Source organism: Nocardioides sp. JCM 18998, from assembly GCF_055391535.1.
In genome coordinates this window covers 3,287,824-3,305,244 of the sequence record NZ_AP043886.1, presented here as the reverse complement: position 1 = coordinate 3,305,244, position 17,421 = coordinate 3,287,824, and the positions used below count along the sequence as shown (strand labels likewise).

Sequence of the window (17,421 nt, the reverse complement as noted above, 5' to 3'; positions counted from 1 at the left end):
TAGTCACAAGTTGTGGGTCGAGAGGTCAGTTGTCGCTGGCGGACGCGACGACGCGGGGGCGCAGGTCCTCGACAGGAGGCTGCCACGTGGTCGCGTCAGCGGCCACCTGGTCGCCGCTGCGGATGTCGCGGACCGCATCGCCGCCCTGGTCGCCGCTGCCGGAGAACCAGACGTACGGGATGCCGCGCTTCTCGGCGTACTTGATCTGCTTGCCGAACTTGTCGGCCTTGGCCGCGACCTCGGTCGCGATGCCGCGCGAGCGCAGCTGCTGGGCGACGGCGTCCGCGGCCGGCCGGCTCTCCTCGTCGGTGAGCGCGATCAGCACGGCGCTGGGGACGCTCCGGTTCGCGGTCACGGCGCCGTCGCCGAGCAGCGGCACCAGCGCCCGGCTGACGCCGAACGAGATGCCGACGCCGGGGTAGGTGCTGCGGCCATCGCTGGCCAGCGAGTCGTAGCGCCCGCCCGAGCAGATCGAGCCGAGCGACTCGAAGCCGTCCAGGCGGGTCTCGAAGACGGTGCCGGTGTAGTAGTCCAGGCCGCGGGCGATCGACAGGTCGGCGACGACCCGGATCCGCTCACTCGTGATGGCTGCGCAGCCCTCGATCACGGCGGCCAGCTCGGTGAGGCCCTCCTCGAGGAGGGGGTGCTCGACGCCGAGCGCCCGTACGGCCTCGACGAAGCCGGTGTCGGCCGACGAGATCTGCGCGAGCGCGAGCGTCTGCCCGGCCTGCTCGGCGGTGAGCCCGGCGTCGGAGCAGAGCAGCTCGCCGACCTTCTCGGCCGGCATCTTGTCCAGCTTGTCGACCAGCTGCATCACGCGCAGCGGGTCACCGCCTCGAGCCCGGACGCCGAGGCCCTCATAGAAGCCCTGGATGAGCTTGCGGTTGTTGACCTGGATCCGGAAGCCGGGCAGGAACGCGAGCCCGCCGAGCGCCTCCGCCATGACCCGGGCGACCTCCACGTCGTGGTGGAACCCGAGGGTGTCGCGTCCGACGATGTCGATGTCGGCCTGGGTGAACTCGCGGAACCGGCCGGCCTGGGGGCGCTCGCCGCGCCAGACCTTCTGGATCTGGTAGCGGCGGAACGGGAACTCCAGCTTGCCGGCGTTCTCCATCACGTAGCGCGCGAACGGCACGGTGAGGTCGAAGTGCAGACCCATCCCGGAGTGGGGCGCGGTGTCGCCGTCCTCGATCGCCTGGAGCCGCTTGAGGACGTAGACCTCCTTGGACGTCTCCCCCTTCGCGAGCAGCTGGTCCATCGGCTCGACCGCACGGGTCTCGAGGTTGGCGAAGCCGTGCAGCTCGAAGGTGTTCGCCAGGGTGGCGATCACCTGCTGCTCGACGACGCGCTGGGCGGGCAGGAACTCGGGGAAGCCGCTGAGCGGGGTCGGCTTGGCCATCTGTCTGTCTCAGCCTGTCTCTCAGAGGTCCTGCAGGAACGGGTTGGTGGCGCGCTCGCGCCCGATCGAGGTCTGCTCGCCGTGGCCCGGCAGGACCACGATGTCGTCGGCCAGCGGGAGCACCTTGGCGCGCAGGCTCTGCAGCATGTGGGCGTGGTCGCCGCCAGGGAGGTCCGTACGCCCGATGGAGCCTTGGAAGAGCAGGTCTCCGGAGAACAACACCTCGGAGATATCCGCGCTGGCCGCATACGGGCTGCGGAAGGTGACCGAGCCCGGGGTGTGCCCCGGGGTGTGGTCGACCACGAAGGTCAGGCCCGCGATCTCCAGGCTCTGCGCGTCGGCGAGCTCGCGCACGTCGTCCGGCTCGGCCCAGGTGTGGTTGCCGCCGAGCAGCATCCGGGCGGTGTCGGGCGACATCCCGGCCAACGGATCGGCGAGGAGGTGCCGGTCCCGCGGATGGATCCAAGCGGTGGCGTCGTACGTCCCGGCGACCGGCGCCACGGAGAACATGTGGTCGACGTGACCGTGGGTGACCAGGACGGCGACCGGCTTGAGCCGGTGCTCGCGGACCACCTCGGCGATGCCGCCGGCCGCGTCCATGCCCGGATCGATGACGACGCACTCACTGCCGGGACCGGTGGCGGCCACGTAGCAGTTCGTCCCCCACGGCCCTGCGGGGAAGCCGGCGATCAACACCCGGCAACCCTATCCAGCGTCCGCGGGCACCACCGCATCGACACTGCCGGATGTCGGTCTGACTACGATGGGCGCGAAAGCGGTTCAGCCGACCAGAAGGATGACCAGTGACGAGCGAGCAGTGGGGCCGAGTCGACGACGAGGGCACGGTCTTCGTGCGCACCGCCGACGGCGAGCGGGCTGTCGGGCAGTATCCCGAGGGCACGCCTGAGGAGGCGCTCAAGTTCTTCACCGAGCGGTACGCCGCGATGGCCTTCGAGGTCGAGCTCCTCGAGAAGCGGGTCCACGGGGCCAAGCTGACCCCCGAGGAGGCCGCCGAGTCGATCAAGAGCGTGCGCGCCCAGGTGATCGACGCCAATGCGGTCGGCGACCTTGCCGCCCTCAGTGCGCGCCTCGACGCCCTGACGCCGCTCGTCGCCGCGCAGCGCGAGGCCCGCAAGGCCGAGCGCGCCGCGAAGTCGGCCGAGACGAAGGCCGAGAAGGAGAAGGTCGTCGGCGAGGCCGAGAAGCTCGCCGAGGGCACCGACTGGCGCAACGGAGCCAACCGGCTGCGCGAGCTGCTCGACCAGTGGAAGGCGCTCCCCCGCATCGACCGTGCCTCGGACGACGCGCTGTGGCGCCGGTTCTCCACCGCTCGGACGGCATACACCCGGCGGCGCAAGACGCACTTCGCCGAGCTGAACGAGAAGCGCGAGGGCGCTCGCTCCATCAAGGAGAAGCTGGCCACCGAGGCCGAGAAGCTCGCCTCCTCGACCGACTGGGGTGCGACCGCTGGGGCGTACCGCGAGCTGATGCGCCAGTGGAAGGCCGCCGGCCCGGCGCCCAAGGATGTCGACGACGCCCTGTGGAAGCGCTTCCGCGGTGCGCAGGACGCCTTCTTCGGCGCCCGTGACGCCGAGAACGCCGCCGTCGACGCGGAGTTCGCCGCCAACGCGGAGGTGAAGGAGGCGCTTCTGGTCGAGGCCGAGGCGCTGCTCCCGGTGACCGAGGACAACCTGGCCGCCACCAAGACCTCGTTCCGCGAGATCGCCGAGCGCTGGGACGCCGCCGGCAAGGTCCCGCGCGACCGGATCCGCGACCTCGAGGGCCGGATGCGCAAGGTCGAGCAGGCGATCAAGGCCGTCGAGGACGAGCAGTGGAACAAGTCCGACCCGGAGAAGTCCGCCCGGGCCGACGACATGATCACCAAGCTGATCGACGCGATCGCCAAGGTCGAGGCCGACATCGAGACGGCGAAGGCCAAGGGCGACGCCCGCAAGGTCGCCTCGCTGGAGGAGAACCTCGAGTCCCGCAAGCAGTTCCTCGACATGGCCAAGCGCGCCTCCGCCGACTTCAGCTGAGTCGACCGCCGCTCGCTACTCGGCCCCCGACGCTCGTTGGTCGAGTAGCGAGCGCCAGCGAGCGTATCGAGACCATGGTCTAGCGGGGTCAGCTCACGCCTGTGGACAAGTCGACGCACCGACCGCGCGATTCACGCACACTCGATGCATGCCCTTCGCCTACCTCCTACGCTGCGCAGACGGCAGCTATTACGCCGGGAGCACCAGGGATCTCGCACGTCGCCTCTGGGAGCACAACGAGGGCTTAGGAGCGGAGTACACCAAGCGGCGAAGACCGGTGGAGCTCGTCTGGCAGGCGGAGTTCGAGAATATCGGTGAGGCGTTCGCATGGGAGAAGCGCATTCAGAACTGGTCCCGCGCGAAGCGGGAGGCTCTGATCAATGGCGACTACCGCGCGCTGCCCGTGTTGTCGAAGAAGGACTTCAGCAAGCGCCGGCCATCGGTATAGCGGACGACCGGTCGGGTCTCGATACGCCCTCGCCCAGCGGCTCGCGCTACTCGACCAACGTCGGGGCTAGGCGGTGACGCGGTAGGCGTCGAAGACGCCGGGGACGTTGCGGACGACATTCAACACCGTGTCGAGGTGCTTGGCGTCGGCCATCTCGAAGGAGAAGCGGGACTTCGCGACCCGGTCACGGGAGGTGGTGAGCTGGGCCGAGAGGATGTTCACGTGGGCGTCGGAGAGCGCCATCGTGATGTCGGAGAGCAGCCGGGCGCGGTCGAGCGCCTCCACCTGGATGTTGACCAGGAACGTCGAGGACGCCGTCGGCGCCCACTCGACCTCGAGCAGCTTCTCCGGCTGGTTCTTGAGCTCGGCGGCATTGGTGCAGTCGAGCCGGTGGACCGAGACCCCGCCGCCCTTGGTGACGAAGCCGAGGATCTGGTCCGGCGGCACCGGAGTGCAGCACTTGGCCAGCTTGATCCACACGTCGGCGTCGCTGCCCTTGACCACCACGCCGGCGTCGCCGCCGGTGGTGATCTTGGATCGGCGCGGCCGGGTGATCGTGATCGCCTCGGCGAGGTCGTCGGCCGCCCCCGCGTCGCCCCCGTGTTCGTCGACCACGCGCCGCACCACGGCCTGGGCGGAGAGGTTGCCCTCGCCGACAGCCGCGTAGAGCGAGGAGACGTCGGTGAGGTGGAAGTGCGCGGCGGCGAGGCTGAGCGACTCGTGGGACATCAGCCGCTTGAGCGGCAGCCCCTCCTTGCGCATCAGCTTGGCGATCGCGTCCTGGCCCTTCTCGATCGCCTCCTCGCGACGCTCCTTGGTGAACCAGGCGCGGATCTTGGAGCGGGCGCGGTTGGACTTCACGAAGCCGAGCCAGTCCTGCGACGGACCGGCGGTGGGGGCCTTCGAGGTGAACATCTCGACGACGTCGCCGTTCTCCAGCGTCGACTCGAGCGGCACCAGCCGGCCGTTGACCCGTGCGCCGATGGTCTTGTGACCGACCTCGGTGTGGACGGCGTACGCGAAGTCGACCGGGGTGGAGCCGGCGGGCAACGCGATCACGTCACCGCGCGGCGTGAAGACATACACCTCGGCGCGGTGCATCTCGAAGCGCAGCGACTCCAGGAACTCGCCCGGGTCCTCGACCTCGGACTGCCAGTCGAGCAGCTGGCGGACCCAGCCCATGTCGTCGAGGTCGGCGCGCTTGTCGGTCTCGACGCCGGTACGCCCGTCCTCCTTGTACTTCCAGTGCGCCGCGACGCCGTACTCGGCACGTCGGTGCATCGCGAAGGTGCGCACCTGCATCTCCACCGGCTTGCCCTGCGGGCCGATCACGGTGGTGTGCAGCGACTGATAGAGGTTGAACTTGGGCAGCGAGATGTAGTCCTTGAAGCGCCCGAGCACCGGGTTCCACCGCGAGTGCAGCACACCGAGGACGGAGTAGCAGTCGCGGTCCTCGGCGACCAGGATGCGGATCCCGACCAGGTCGTAGATGTCGGAGAAGTCCTTACCGCCGACGATCATCTTCTGGTAGATCGAGTAGTAGTGCTTCGGTCGACCGGTGACCGTGGCCTTGATCTTGGCATCGCGCAGGTCGTTCTCGACCTGGCTGATCACCTGGGCCAGGAACTGGTCCCGGGACGGCGCGCGCTCGGCGACCAGGCGGACGATCTCGTCGTAGATCTTGGGGTGCAGGGTGCCGAAGGCGAGGTCCTCGAGCTCCCACTTGATCGTGTTCATGCCGAGCCGGTGGGCCAGCGGGGCGTAGATGTCGAGGGTCTCGTGGGCCGAACGCTCCTGCGACTTCTGCGGCACGTGACGCAGGGTGCGCATGTTGTGCAGCCGGTCGGCGAGCTTGATGACCAGGACGCGGATGTCCTTCGCCATCGCGACGATCATCTTGCGGATCGTCTCGGCCTGGGCGTTCTCGCCGTACTGGACCTTGTCGAGCTTGGTGACGCCGTCGACCATCACCGCGACCTCGTCGCCGAAGTCGCGGCGCAGCTCGTCGAGCGTGTACGGCGTGTCCTCGACCGTGTCGTGCAGGAGGGCCGCGACCAGGGTCGGCTCGGTCATGCCGAGCTCGGCGAGGATCGTGGTGACCGCGAGCGGATGCGTGATGTACGGGTCGCCGCTCTTGCGCATCTGCCCCTCGTGCAGACGCTCCGCGGTGACGTACGCCCGCTCCAGCAGGGCCAGGTCGGCCTTGGGGTGGTTGGTGCGCACCGCCCGGAAGAGCGGCTCGAGCATGGGGTTGGCGGCCGCGTTGCGCTGGCCCATCCGGGCCAGGCGGGCGCGCATCCGGCGACCCGACGGGGCCCCGGTGGAGCCGCCCTCGCGTACCCGCACCACCGGCTCCCGCGGGGTCGCGGCAGTGCGTTCCTCAGTCATGGAGCGAGTCTAGTCAGACGGCAAGCATGCCGCGGAACGGACCCGCAGGCGGATCGCCCCACGAGTCCGTTCCGGAGCCGCGTCAGAGCCGACTCAGACCTGCATGAGCGCGGTGATCGGCACGTCGGCACCGATCGTCGCGCGGCCGTCGAGCGCGGCCAGCTCCATCAGGGCCGCGACCCCGACGACCTCGGCGCCACTGCGCCGGACCAGGTCGACCGTGGCCGCTACGGTGCCGCCGGTGGCGATCACGTCGTCGACGAGGAGCACCCGCTCCCCCGGCGCGACCGCGTCCTGGTGCAGCTCGAGGGTCGCGTCGCCGTACTCCAGGGAGTAGGAGACAGCGTGCGTCTCGCGGGGCAGCTTGCCCGCCTTGCGGACCGGGATGAAGCCGGCGCCGAGCGCCAGCGCCACCGGTGCGGCCAGGATGAAGCCGCGCGCCTCCATGCCGAGCACCTTGTCCACGATCGGACGTCCCTCGGCGTCACGGCCGGCGGCGGCGAGCGCCTCGACCACCTCGGTGAAGCCGGCGTGGTCGGCCAGCAGCGGCGTGATGTCCTTGAAGACGATCCCCGGCTTGGGGTAGTCGATGACGTCGACGACCAGTCGGTCCAGGGTGTTCTCGAGGCTCATCGCGCCGCTCCTTGCTGCTGCATTCACTTGGTGCGCTTGGAGCGCGGCCCGCGGCTCGGCTGCGGGCGGCCGGCCGAGCGGCTGTCGCGGACCGGGCCACGGCCACGGGCCGGGCCTGCCTCCGAGGCGCGCTGCGCGGCGTCGTCCGGGACGCCGAGCTCGACGCCGTCACCGACGGCCATGTCCTCGCTGAAGGACGGCACCGACGCGTACGGGTCCACGTTGGCCCGGGCCTTCGCCTTGGCACGACGCTCGGCCAGGACGACCTCGGACTCGTTGGACTTCAGGTGGACCAGGATGCGCGGGGCGACCCACACCGAGGAGAAGACGCCGACGGCCATGCCGACGAACTGGGCCAGGGCGAGGTCCTTGAGCGTGCTCGCGCCGAGCTGGATCCAGCTGACCGCGAGGATCGCGCCGATCGGGATGAGCGCCACGATGCCGGTGTTGATCGAGCGGACCAGCGTCTGGTTGACGGCCAGGTTGGCCGCCTTGGCGTACGTCGTCTTGGACGCGCGCAGGTCGTGGGTGTTCTCCCGGATCTTGTCGAACACGACGACCGTGTCGTACAGCGAGAAGCCGAGGATCGCGAGCAGACCGGTGACGGCGGCCGGGGTGACCGAGAAGCCGGACAGCGAGTAGATGCCCATCGTGATCAGGACGTCGTGGATCAGCGCGCACAGTGCGGCGACCGACATCTTCCACTCGCGGAAGTACATCCCGATGAACAGCATCACGACGACGAGGAAGACGCCGACGCCGAGGAGAGCGCGCTGCGCGACCTGCTTGCCCCAGCTGGCGCCGATCGACGATGGCGAGATCTGCTTGGCAGGATCCTTGATGTCGACCGTGTCCTCGATCACCTTGGTGATCTTGGCGTTCTCGGCGGGCGTGAGCTCCTTGACCGTGATGGTCATGCCGTTGTTGCCGGCGGTCGAGACCTCGGGCTGGGAGGCGGCCTCGACGCCCGCTCCGCCGACCGCTTCGCGGAGGGCGTCGGCGGTGCTCTGCGTGGCCTGCGACGAGGAGAGACCGCTGATCTGGTACTCGGTGCCGCCGGTGAACTCCACGCCGAAGTTGAAGCCGTGGAAGATCACGACCAGCAGGGCGGCGAGCACGATGCCGCCGGACAGCGAGTACCAGAACGGGCGCCGGCCGATGAAGTCGTACGACTTGTGACCCGTGGACAGCTCGTGACCGAGCCGAGAGAACTTACCCATCAGGCCTTACCTCCAGCAGCGACGGGCTTGTCGATGCCCAGGGTTTCGGGACTGAGTCCGGAGAGCTGACCGCCACCGTTGAAGAAGTGGAAGCGGGCGAACCAGGACACGAGCGGCTTGGTGAACCAGAAGAGGACCGCGAGGTCGATGATCGTCGAGAGCCCGAGCGCGAAGCCGAAGCCCTTCACGACGCCGGTCGCGAAGATGTAGAGGATCGCGGCGGAGAAGAGCGAGACGAAGCTCGCGCCGAGACGGGTGCGCTTGGCGCGCGCCCAGCCGGTCTCCACGGCCACCCGCATCGAGCGGCCCTCGCGCATCTCGTCGCGGATCCGCTCGAAGAAGATGATGAACGAGTCCGCCGTGATGCCGACCGCGATGATCAGGCCGGCGATGCCGGGCAGGGTCAGCGTGAAGCCGGCGGTCTTGGAGAGCAGCAGGACCATGGCGTACGTCCACGTCGCCGCGAAGAGCAGCGAGGAGATCACGACGATGCCGAGGCCGCGGTAGTAGAAGAGGCAGTAGAGCATCACCAGCGCCAGACCGATGCCGCCCGCGAGCAGACCGGCGTTGAGCTGGTTGCCGGCCAGCGTCGGGCCGACGACCTCCACGGAGGTGCCGTCCTTCTCGAACGAGATCGGCAGCGAGCCGTACTTGAGGCTGGTGGCGAGGCTCTTGGCCTCGTCCTGGGTGAACGAGCCGCTGATCTGGGCGTCGCCGTTGATCCGGCTGCTCGCCGTGGCGGCCGAGATGACCTGGCCGTCGAGGACGATCGCGAAGAGCTGGTCGGTGCCGGCGATGGCGCCGGTGGCGTCGGCGAAGGCCTCGCGGCCGGCGGTGTGGAAGCTCAGGCTGACGACATAGTTGACGCTGCCCTGCGGGATGCCGGAGCTGGCGTCGCTGAGCTGGGTGCCCTCGATGATCGCCGGGGAGAGCAGGTACTTCACGCCCGAGGCGTCACAGGTGATGAGCGGCTGGCTCGGGTCGTCGGTGACGGTCGGCGCGCTGCCGTCGGTCGGGCAGGTGTAGGCGTCGAACTTCGCCACCTCGTCGGCCGGCGGATTGTTCATGAAGTCGACGGCCTGGTCGACGGTGATGTCGCCCTTCGCATCCGGCTCGGCGGAGGCGGTCGGCGTCGCGGTGGCCGACGGGGCGGCGGTGTCGCCGGTGGTCGGCGTCGCGGTGGCGGCCGGGGTGTCTGCGGTGGCGACCGGGGCGGTCTTGGCGCCCTTCTTGGCGCCGGACTTCTGGCTGGGCTTCTGGCTGGACTTCTGGGTGGCCTTCGTGCCCGCTGCCGGCTTCTTGTGGTCGAAGACAAGGCCGGCGCGCTGCCCCGTGACGCCGCCGGTCGTGCCGGTGCCGCCGGTCGTGCCGGTGCCGCCGGTCGTGCCGGTGGTGGAGCTGGTCGCGCAGGTGTTCTGGCAGGCGACCAGGCGGAAGCGCATCTGCGCCTGGCGCTGGACGGTCTCGACGAGGTCCTGTCGGCTCTTGCCCGGGATCTCGACGACGATCAGGTTGCTGCCCTGCCGCGTGACGGTGGCCTCGGAGACGCCGGAGCCGTTGACGCGCTGGTCGATGATGCCGCGGGCCTCGTCGAGGTTCTCCTGGCTCGGGTGGCCCGAGGCGATCAGGGTGATCCGGGTGCCGCCCTGGAGGTCGAGACCCAGCTCCGGCTTCCACGTACCGCCCAGCGCGACCAGACCGTAGGCCACGACCAGCGCCAGGAAGAAGACGACGAGCGTGCGCCCCGGACGGGGCCTCTTGTTCGGCATCAGTCGTTCTTCTCGGGCTGCTGGACGGGCTTGGGGGTGTACTTGGCGAGCGTGTCCTCGACACTCTCCTCGCCCGACTGCCCGGTCGCGGCGCTGGAGTCGGCCCCCTCGTCGACCTCGATCGGGGCCGCGGGGTCCGTCTCGGGGCCGGTCACCACGGCAGCGTCGCCGTCGACGTCGGTGCCGATCTCGGCCTCGGTCTCCTCGCCGAAGTCCTCCGGCAGGATCCGGGAGATGGCGCCACGGATGACCCTGATCGAGACGCCGTCGGCGATCTCGACGGCGATGTAGTCGTCGGTCATCTCGGTGACCGTGCCGAAGATGCCGGAGCTCAGCATGACCTTGCTGTCCACGCCCAGCGTGGACTGCATCTGCTGGGCGTCGCGCTGGCGCTTCTGCTGAGGCCTGATGATCAGGAACCAGAAGACGACGATGATGAGGAGGAAGGGCAAGAACTGCACGGCGCTACTCAGACTCCAGGAATTGGGGGCAGGGGCAGGCCTACGGCCAGCCGACGCGCAAGTGTAGCCATCACTGCCTCATGAGATGTCACCCGCGCCACATCCGACCCAGCCGCCCTCGGTGGCCGCGCTCAGTCGTCGAGCAGCGTTTCCCAGCCGTTCATGCCACCCGCAGGCGCCTTCAGCCCGAGGTGGGCCCAGGCGGCAGGGGTGGCGATGCGACCGCGGGGCGTACGGGCGAGGAAGCCGTTGCGCACGAGGAACGGCTCGGCGACCTCCTCCACGGTCTCGCGCTCCTCGCCGACGGCGACGGCGAGGGTGGAGATGCCGACCGGTCCCCCGCCGAAGCGACGGCAGAGCGCGTCCAGGACGGCGCGGTCGAGCCTGTCGAGGCCGAGCGGGTCGACCTCGTAGAGGTCGAGCGCCTTGCGGGCCAGGTCGCGGGTGACGTTGCCGTCGGCGCGGACCTGGGCGTAGTCGCGGACCCGGCGCAGCAGCCGGTTGGCGATGCGTGGGGTGCCGCGCGAGCGCGAGGCGATCTCGGCGGAGCCCTCGGCGTTGATCTCCACGCCGAGCAGGCCCGCGGAACGGCGCACGATGAGGTCGAGCTCGTCGGGCTCGTAGAACTCCAGATGGCCGGTGAAGCCGAACCGGTCGCGCAGCGGACCGGGCAGCAGGCCGGCGCGGGTGGTGGCGCCGACGAGGGTGAACGGCGGCAGGTCGAGCGGGATCGCGGTGGCGCCGGGGCCCTTGCCGATGACCACGTCGACCCGGAAGTCCTCCATCGCGAGGTAGAGCATCTCCTCGGCGGGCCGCGACATCCGGTGGACCTCGTCGACGAAGAGGACGTCGCCCTCGTTGAGCCCGCTGAGGATCGCCGCCAGGTCGCCGGCATGGGTGATCGCCGGGCCACTGGTGAGGCGCAGCGGGGTGCCCATCTCCGCGGCGATGATCATCGCCAGGGTGGTCTTGCCGAGTCCGGGCGGGCCGCTCAGCAGGACGTGGTCGGGGGCGCGTCCGCGCTGCTTGGCCGCCTCGAGGACCAGGCCGAGCTGGGCGCGGACGCGGGTCTGTCCGACGACCTCGTCCAGACTCTTCGGTCGCAGTGCCGCCTCGATCGCCCGCTCGTCCTCCGCGACGTCGACCGTCTCGGCGGCGGTGAGCCCGTCGAGGTAGGCGTTCTCGGCCGCTGTCAGCTCGTCGTCGTACATCGCGCGTACGCCTTATGCCTTGCTCAGCGACCGCAGCGCGGCGCGCAGCAGGGCGCCGACGTCCGGGACCCCGTTGGCCGAGCTGGTGGTGTCCGCCTGGTCGGCGACCGCCTCGACGGCCTTCTCCGCGTCCTTGACGGCGTATCCGAGGCCGGTGAGCCCCTGGACGACCTGGTCGCGCCATGGCGCGACGGGAGCACCGGGGGTGCCGCTGGGCAGGCCGGCGCGTACGGGAGCGCCGATCCGGTCCTTGAGCTCGAGGATGATCCGCTGCGCGCCCTTCTGACCGATGCCGGGCACGCGGGTCAGGGTCTTGACGTCGTCGCCGGCGATCGCGGTACGCATCCCGTCCGGCGAGAGGACCGCGAGCATCGCCTGGGCGAGCTTGGGGCCGACGCCGGAGGCGGTCTGCAGCAGCTCGAACATCTGCTTCTCGTCCTCGTCGGCGAAGCCGAAGAGGGTCAGGCTGTCCTCGCGGACGACCATGCTGCTGGGCAGGCTGGCCTCGGCGCCGGTGCGGAGCGTGGCCAGGGTGGCCGGGGTGCACATCAGCTCGAGGCCGATGCCACCGACCTCGACCACGGCGCTGGTCAGCGTCACGGCGGCCACGGTGCCACGGACGAAAGCGATCACTTCGTTCCCATCGTCGTACGGGTGGAGCGGGCGGCACGCGCCAGGCGCGCCTTGTTGTCCTGCGAGCGCGCCAGTGCCTCCTGGATGCGGGCCTGGTTGCGCGCGGCGGTGCTGCCGGCGCCGGCACGGCTCGCGGCCTGATCGATGCGGGCCTGAGCGCCGCCGCGCCAGATGTGGGTGATGGCCAGGGCGAGCGCGTCGGCGGCGTCGGCCGGCTTCGGCATCTCGGAGAGCCGCAGGATGCGGGTCACCATCGCACCGACCTGCGCCTTGTCGGCGCGACCGTTGCCGGAGACGGCGGCCTTGACCTCGGACGGGGTGTGCATCGCCACCGGGATGCCCCGGCGCGCCGCACACACCATGGCCAGGCCGCTGGCCTGGGCTGTGCCCATGATCGTGGAGACGTCGGAGCGGGCGAAGATCCGCTCGATGCTGACCGCGTCGGGGCGATGCTCCTCGATCCAGGCATCGATGCCCTTCTCGATGGTGACCAGGCGCTCCCAGACCGGCAGGGTCGAGGTCGTCTTGATGACGTTGACGTCGATCAGGGTCAGCGGCTTGCCGAGGTCGCCGTCGACGACCCCGATGCCGCAGCGGGTCAGGCCGGGGTCGATCCCGAGCACACGCATCCCACACCTCCTTCGAACGTCTGTTCGCAGGCTATCGGATGGGCGCCGGGCCCGGACGAGGGACACGCCCGTGTCGGCTCATCGAGGTATGCAGCGAAATAGGCACTTCCCGTGCGGAGTTCCGCACGGGAAGTGTCGGTTGGGCTGCATACCTCGACGAACCGTCGAGGATCACTCCTCGTCGAGCTGCTCCAGGATCTCGTCCGAGATGTCGGCGTTGGAGAAGACGTTCTGCACGTCGTCGAGGTCGTCGATGGCGTCGACGAGCTTCATCACCTTCGCGGCGGTCTCGGCGTCGGCGACCGGGATCTCCATGCTGGCCACGAACTCCACGTCGGCGGACTCGTAGTCGAGGCCCGCCTCCTGGACGGCCGTACGCACGGCGACCACGTCGGTCGGCTCCGCGTAGACCTGCCAGGCCTCGCCGAGGTCGTTGACGTCCTCGGCGCCGGCCTCGAGCGTGGCCTCGAGGACGGCGTCCTCGTCCACGGTCTTGTCGTCCTGCGCCTTGTTGAGGATGACGATGCCCTTGCGGCCGAAGAGCCGGCTGACCGAGCCCGGGTCGGCCATCGTGCCGCCGTTGCGGGTGACGGCGGTGCGGACCTCCATCGCGGCGCGGTTCTTGTTGTCGGTCAGACACTCCACGAGGAGCGCGACGCCGGCAGGACCGTAGACCTCGTACATGATGGTCGAGTAGTCGACGCCACCGCCGTCGAGGCCGCCGCCGCGCTTACGGGCGCGCTCGATGTTGTCGTTCGGGACCGACTGCTTCTTCGCCTTGTAGATCGCGTCGAACAGCGTCGGGTTGCCGGAGGGGTCGGGGCCACCCATCTTGGCCGCGATCTCGATGTTCTTGATGAGCTTCGCCCACAGCTTGCTGCGCTTCGCGTCGATCGCAGCCTTCTTGTGCTTCGTGGTCGCCCATTTGGAGTGCCCAGACATGGGCAGGATCTTACTGAGCGCGCACCATCTCCACGAACACCCCGTGCATCCGGGCGTCCTGACCCACCTCCGGGTGGAAGCTGGTGGCGAGCAGATGGCCCTGCCGTACGGCCACGGGGTGGCCCTGGCCCGCCACCTGGGAGCGCGCCAGCACCTCGACCTCGGGGCCGGTCTCCTCGACCCACGGAGCACGGATGAAGACGGCGTGCACCGGCTCATCGAGGCCCCGTACGTCCAGGTCGTCCTCGAAGGAGTCGACCTGGCGGCCGAACGCGTTGCGGCGGACCGTGATGTCCAGACCGCCGATCGTCTCCTGGCCCGCGATGCCGTCGACGATGCGGTCCGCGAGCAGGATCATCCCGGCACAGGTGCCGAAGGCCGGCATCCCGCCGCGGATCCGCTCACGCAGCGGCTCGAGCAGCTCGAAGTTGCGGGCGAGCTTGGCGATCGTGGTCGACTCCCCGCCGGGGATCACCAGCCCGTCGCACTGCTCCAGCTCGCTGGTCCGGCGGACCGTCAGGGTCTCCGCCCCCAGGCTGTCGAGACTCGCGACGTGCTCCCGCACGTCACCTTGCAGGGCAAGCACACCGATCCGCACCGCTGGAGTGTAGGGCGCTACGGGGTGTAGGTCCCCACGCAGGCCGTGAACGCGCTGACGCCGACGACGCCGGTGACCGAGACCCGGTAGCCGACGGTGTCGGTCGTCGAGACCCAGTTGGTGTTGAGCAGGCCGCTCTGCACCGAGATGTAGTAGGTCGTCTGCAGGGCCAGCAGCGAGCCGGGCATCGGCCACGAGGTCGTCGTGGTGGTGAGCGTCGACGGCGCCGCAGTGGCGCTGCCGGCCCGGTAGGTGATGACGTAACGGGTCGGCACGGGGCCGGTCGTCGGCGCCGTCCAGGAGAGCGTCGGCGAGGCGAGGAGGCCGGCGCCGGTGCAGCTCATGCCGGTCGGCGGTCGCAGGTACGTGGTCGCGAGGCTCGCGGTGGCGCCCGCACTGTCGGTCCACCAGGCCCACGCGGGTGCACTCAGCCCAGCCACGCACAGCCCGAGCGCGGCGAGCAGGGCGGCGACGCGCACTCTCACGGCGCCCCCACCTGCGCACCGTTGGCGGCGATCGTGACCGCCGTGCTCGCGCTCTGCACGGTGTTCGGTGCGGTGGTCGGGAGCCGGAGCTGGACGCACACGGTCTCGGTCGCGCTCGGCATCAGGGTCTGCCGCGCGCTCGCGGCCGGGCCGTACCCGAGCGGGGTGGGAGTCGCGGTGGGGACGACCGGCGAGGCGCTTGGGGCAGGCACGATGCTCGCACCGCCTGTGCAGGTGGCGGTGGGCGCGGCGCCGCTGACCCCACCGCCGCGCCACGCCGCGATCTGCAGCGCCGCGGCCAGGGCCTTGCCGTCCGGATTGCTCGCGACGACGGTGAGCCAGTAGCCCAGCGGGAGGGTGCCACTGTTCGCGACGGTCACCAGGCCCGCCACCGTGTTGCCGGGCACGAGCCCGGCGACGGCGAGCGCTGTCGCCGCGGCGGTCGCGTCCTGGCCGTTGACCCGGATGTCGAGGGTGCCGAAGGTGAACGACTTCGCCGGCACCGTCTGCTGGGCCGTCCAGTACGCGTACGCGGGGGCGGCGCCCACCAGCACGACCAGCGCCGCCACGATGAGCACCTTCGCCCGCAGGCTCAGGCTCCTAAGGCGCATCAGCATCGCGATCCCTCCTTCGACGCGACAGCACCACGATCAGGATCCCGCCGCCCAGACACGCGGCGCCGACGCCGATCACCCAGCCCACCTCGGGCGCGCCGGTACCGGGCAGGGCGCCACCACCGGTGCCGTCATGGTCGGCGCCTGGTCCGTTGCCCGCTGCCGGGGGCGAGGCGCTCCCGCCCGCGCCCGGAGAGGGCGCCGGGCTCGTCGAGGCGGGGCTCCCCGAGGGGCCGGGACTCACCGAGGCGCCCGGGCTCACCACGTCGGTGCCGGGCTCGGGTGCCACCGCCTCGGTCAGGGTGACCCGGAAGTCGATCGGGAACGACTCGCCCATGCTCTGGTTGGTCGAGCTCGCGCGGAAGGTCGCGCTGACCGCGACATCGGCGATCCGGCCGTCGGCGAGCACGGCGCCACCGAGCGGCAGCCAGGAGACGCCGGGCGTCAGGTGCACCGCGGCCCCACCGTCCACGGAGCCGGTGATGTCGAAGTCGTCGGCGAGCGCGTTCGGGGGCAGGTCGTACTCGATCCGCAGGCGTGCGGCGTCGCCGCCCTGGTTGCGGGCGTAGAAGTGCTCCGTCTCGCTGTCCCCGGGCACCCAGGTGTGGATCGAGCCGGGCTGCTCGAAGAGGGCGCCGCTGAGCTGCGTCACCCAGGTCGTGCCGTCCCAGCTCAGGCCCAACCGGTCGACGGCAGACGCGGGCGCCACCGGAGTCACGACCCCGAGGAGGAGCAGGAGCAGGATGGCGAGCGCCCTCACGTGCGTGCCTCCTTGCGTCGCTTCCCCGGCCGGTGCCCGAGTCGCTCGCATGCCGCTCCCCCGAACATCACCAGCGCGTAGCCCCCGAGCACAGCCGCCGCGCCGTAGACGAGCCACTGGTGCTGGTGCCCGGTGAAGAGCACGTTGAGCCGACCGACGTAGGGCACGGCGTACCAGAGCCGCCCGCGGATCTGGATCGGCATCACCCACGCCTCGTCGGCGACGTTGTTGGCGTCCCCCTGCGTCCTGAAGGCGAGGCTCCCGCCCACGGACCCGCCGATGGCGACGATCCGGTGGGTGACCACCTCCGGCTCCCCCGAGCGCAGCTGGTAGGTGACGACGTCGCCCACCCGGAGCCGGGCCGGGTCGATCGGCCGGGCTACGACGAGGGTGCCGGGCGGGTAGTGCGGGATCATCGAGCCGGTCAGGATCGTGTACGGCGTCGCGCCGGCGATCCGGGGCACGACCACCGCGAGCACGATGAGCGCCCCCGCGAACAGCATCACCGACCAGGCGATCACCTGACCGACCCAGCCGAGTGCGCCCCTCACGAGTGCACCTGCCGCAGCGTGATGCCGCCACCCGTGACGCTGAAGGTGGAGCCCTCCAGCCCGCCGGTGGGCGACGTGCTGCTCACCGAGCTCGGGATCGCGACGGTGAGGACCCCGACGAGCACCGCGTTGTTGTTGCTCTCGGTGATCGACGTGCCGGCGGACACCGCGACCCCGTTGATCGTGTACGCGACCGCCGCGGTCACGCCGGCGGTGGCCACCCCGGGCACCGAGATCGTCGGCTGCGTCACCGCGAGGCCGGCTCGTTGGTGTTCCCCGGTGGCGGTGACCTTGTATGTGCAGGTGGTCGAGAGCGTGTCGTTCGGCTCGACGTACTGCGTGCCGCCGGCGTTGGTCGCCGCCGCCGGGTACGAGGTGCCGCTCCACGTCGACGGCCCGCCCGTCTGGCCGAGGGTCCACGCCGTGCAGCCCGGGTTCTCGGTGAGCATCAGCGTGCCCGCGCCGAGCTGCGCTCCCGGCACTGTCCGGGACGAGGTCCACGACGCGTACGTCCCCTGGCCTCCCACCAGCAGCACGCCGCCCACCGCGACGGCGACAGCGCCGACGGCCACCCGCGGGGGGCGACGACGAGCCGCCGCGCGGTGGCGCGGCGTGGGGCGGGGAGACACGGACCCGATGTCAGG

19 protein-coding genes are annotated in these 17,421 nt (G+C 70.4%); 2 read left to right on the top strand and 17 right to left on the bottom strand.

Translation table 11 applies throughout. The annotated features are described in order from the left end of the window. Positions 1-25: 25 nt before the first annotated feature. Together hisS and ACZ5L9_RS15580 are read right to left on the bottom strand one after the other, a co-directional pair. A complete protein-coding gene (hisS, locus tag ACZ5L9_RS15585; RefSeq protein ID WP_464529147.1) occupies positions 26-1,399 on the bottom strand; it encodes a histidine--tRNA ligase in 1,374 nt (457 codons plus the stop codon). 21 nt (positions 1,400-1,420) lie between these two features. Continuing rightward, positions 1,421-2,095, bottom strand: a complete 675-nt coding sequence (locus ACZ5L9_RS15580; RefSeq protein WP_464529145.1) for an MBL fold metallo-hydrolase — start codon at positions 2,093-2,095, stop codon at positions 1,421-1,423. 107 nt (positions 2,096-2,202) lie between these two features. Between ACZ5L9_RS15580 and ACZ5L9_RS15575 the strand changes: the two genes are divergently transcribed. Both ACZ5L9_RS15575 and ACZ5L9_RS15570 read left to right on the top strand, forming a co-directional pair. Then, a complete protein-coding gene (locus ACZ5L9_RS15575) occupies positions 2,203-3,435 on the top strand; it encodes a DUF349 domain-containing protein (protein WP_464529143.1) in 1,233 nt (410 codons plus the stop codon). Between the two features lie 148 nt (positions 3,436-3,583). Next, positions 3,584-3,883: a GIY-YIG nuclease family protein gene (locus tag ACZ5L9_RS15570; RefSeq protein WP_464529141.1), complete on the top strand. Its 300-nt coding sequence runs from the start codon at positions 3,584-3,586 to the stop codon at positions 3,881-3,883. A 66-nt stretch (positions 3,884-3,949) separates the two neighbouring features. Here ACZ5L9_RS15570 and ACZ5L9_RS15565 read toward each other — a convergent pair whose 3' ends face one another. The 15 genes from ACZ5L9_RS15565 to ACZ5L9_RS15495 form a co-directional block, all read right to left on the bottom strand. Further along, the gene (locus ACZ5L9_RS15565) at positions 3,950-6,181 is read right to left on the bottom strand and encodes a RelA/SpoT family protein (RefSeq protein WP_464536875.1); all 2,232 of its coding nucleotides are present in this window, start codon (positions 6,179-6,181) and stop codon (positions 3,950-3,952) included. 183 nt (positions 6,182-6,364) lie between these two features. Further along, positions 6,365-6,904: an adenine phosphoribosyltransferase gene (locus ACZ5L9_RS15560; RefSeq protein WP_464529139.1), complete on the bottom strand. Its 540-nt coding sequence runs from the start codon at positions 6,902-6,904 to the stop codon at positions 6,365-6,367. A 23-nt stretch (positions 6,905-6,927) separates the two neighbouring features. Further along, positions 6,928-8,124, bottom strand: coding sequence for a protein translocase subunit SecF (gene secF / locus ACZ5L9_RS15555; RefSeq protein WP_464529137.1), 1,197 nt, complete (start codon positions 8,122-8,124; stop codon positions 6,928-6,930). After that, positions 8,124-9,893: a protein translocase subunit SecD gene (secD, locus tag ACZ5L9_RS15550; RefSeq protein ID WP_464529135.1), complete on the bottom strand. Its 1,770-nt coding sequence runs from the start codon at positions 9,891-9,893 to the stop codon at positions 8,124-8,126. The genes secF and secD overlap by 1 nt, the downstream gene beginning before the upstream one ends. Further along, positions 9,893-10,354, bottom strand: coding sequence for a preprotein translocase subunit YajC (gene yajC / locus ACZ5L9_RS15545; protein WP_464529133.1), 462 nt, complete (start codon positions 10,352-10,354; stop codon positions 9,893-9,895). The genes secD and yajC overlap by 1 nt, the downstream gene beginning before the upstream one ends. A 131-nt stretch (positions 10,355-10,485) precedes the next feature. Next, positions 10,486-11,565, bottom strand: a complete 1,080-nt coding sequence (gene ruvB, locus ACZ5L9_RS15540) for a Holliday junction branch migration DNA helicase RuvB (RefSeq protein ID WP_464529131.1) — start codon at positions 11,563-11,565, stop codon at positions 10,486-10,488. Between the two features lie 12 nt (positions 11,566-11,577). Then, entirely contained in the window at positions 11,578-12,198 is a 621-nt protein-coding gene (ruvA, locus tag ACZ5L9_RS15535) for a Holliday junction branch migration protein RuvA (RefSeq protein ID WP_464529129.1), read from the bottom strand. Then, a complete protein-coding gene (ruvC, locus tag ACZ5L9_RS15530) occupies positions 12,195-12,827 on the bottom strand; it encodes a crossover junction endodeoxyribonuclease RuvC (RefSeq protein ID WP_464529127.1) in 633 nt (210 codons plus the stop codon). Before ruvC ends, ruvA begins: the two co-directional genes overlap by 4 nt. 171 nt (positions 12,828-12,998) lie before the next feature. Continuing rightward, positions 12,999-13,769: a YebC/PmpR family DNA-binding transcriptional regulator gene (locus tag ACZ5L9_RS15525; protein ID WP_464529125.1), complete on the bottom strand. Its 771-nt coding sequence runs from the start codon at positions 13,767-13,769 to the stop codon at positions 12,999-13,001. Between the two features lie 10 nt (positions 13,770-13,779). Beyond that, a complete protein-coding gene (gene pdxT / locus ACZ5L9_RS15520) occupies positions 13,780-14,367 on the bottom strand; it encodes a pyridoxal 5'-phosphate synthase glutaminase subunit PdxT (protein WP_464529123.1) in 588 nt (195 codons plus the stop codon). Positions 14,368-14,384: 17 nt separating this feature from the next. Then, a complete protein-coding gene (locus ACZ5L9_RS15515) occupies positions 14,385-14,852 on the bottom strand; it encodes a hypothetical protein (protein ID WP_464529120.1) in 468 nt (155 codons plus the stop codon). Beyond that, positions 14,849-15,469, bottom strand: a complete 621-nt coding sequence (locus tag ACZ5L9_RS15510) for a SipW-dependent-type signal peptide-containing protein (protein WP_464529118.1) — start codon at positions 15,467-15,469, stop codon at positions 14,849-14,851. The genes ACZ5L9_RS15515 and ACZ5L9_RS15510 overlap by 4 nt, the downstream gene beginning before the upstream one ends. Further along, positions 15,453-16,226, bottom strand: coding sequence for a hypothetical protein (locus ACZ5L9_RS15505; protein WP_464529116.1), 774 nt, complete (start codon positions 16,224-16,226; stop codon positions 15,453-15,455). Before ACZ5L9_RS15505 ends, ACZ5L9_RS15510 begins: the two co-directional genes overlap by 17 nt. Next, positions 16,223-16,777 carry a signal peptidase I gene (locus tag ACZ5L9_RS15500; protein WP_464529113.1) on the bottom strand — a complete coding sequence of 185 codons (555 nt, stop codon included), beginning with the start codon at positions 16,775-16,777 and terminating at the stop codon, positions 16,223-16,225. Before ACZ5L9_RS15500 ends, ACZ5L9_RS15505 begins: the two co-directional genes overlap by 4 nt. Next, complete coding sequence (locus ACZ5L9_RS15495; protein WP_464529109.1) at positions 16,774-17,406, bottom strand: alternate-type signal peptide domain-containing protein; 633 nt, start codon at positions 17,404-17,406, stop codon at positions 16,774-16,776. Before ACZ5L9_RS15495 ends, ACZ5L9_RS15500 begins: the two co-directional genes overlap by 4 nt. Positions 17,407-17,421 lie beyond the last annotated feature (15 nt).

Bases quoted from the DNA above. Each gene is read 5' to 3' on its own strand.
- secD (WP_464529135.1), bottom strand. From the start codon at position 9,893: ATGCCGAACAAGAGGCCCCGTCCGGGGCGCACGCTCGTCGTCTTCTTC.
- secF (WP_464529137.1), bottom strand. From the start codon at position 8,124: ATGGGTAAGTTCTCTCGGCTCGGTCACGAGCTGTCCACGGGTCACAAG.
- ACZ5L9_RS15560 (WP_464529139.1), bottom strand. From the start codon at position 6,904: ATGAGCCTCGAGAACACCCTGGACCGACTGGTCGTCGACGTCATCGAC.
- hisS (WP_464529147.1), bottom strand. From the start codon at position 1,399: ATGGCCAAGCCGACCCCGCTCAGCGGCTTCCCCGAGTTCCTGCCCGCC.
- ruvB (WP_464529131.1), bottom strand. From the start codon at position 11,565: ATGTACGACGACGAGCTGACAGCGGCCGAGAACGCCTACCTCGACGGG.
- ACZ5L9_RS15565 (WP_464536875.1), bottom strand. From the start codon at position 6,181: ATGCGCGCCCGCCTGGCCCGGATGGGCCAGCGCAACGCGGCCGCCAAC.
- ACZ5L9_RS15510 (WP_464529118.1), bottom strand. From the start codon at position 15,469: ATGCTGATGCGCCTTAGGAGCCTGAGCCTGCGGGCGAAGGTGCTCATC.
- ruvC (WP_464529127.1), bottom strand. From the start codon at position 12,827: ATGCGTGTGCTCGGGATCGACCCCGGCCTGACCCGCTGCGGCATCGGG.
- ACZ5L9_RS15570 (WP_464529141.1), top strand. From the start codon at position 3,584: ATGCCCTTCGCCTACCTCCTACGCTGCGCAGACGGCAGCTATTACGCC.
- ACZ5L9_RS15525 (WP_464529125.1), bottom strand. From the start codon at position 13,769: ATGTCTGGGCACTCCAAATGGGCGACCACGAAGCACAAGAAGGCTGCG.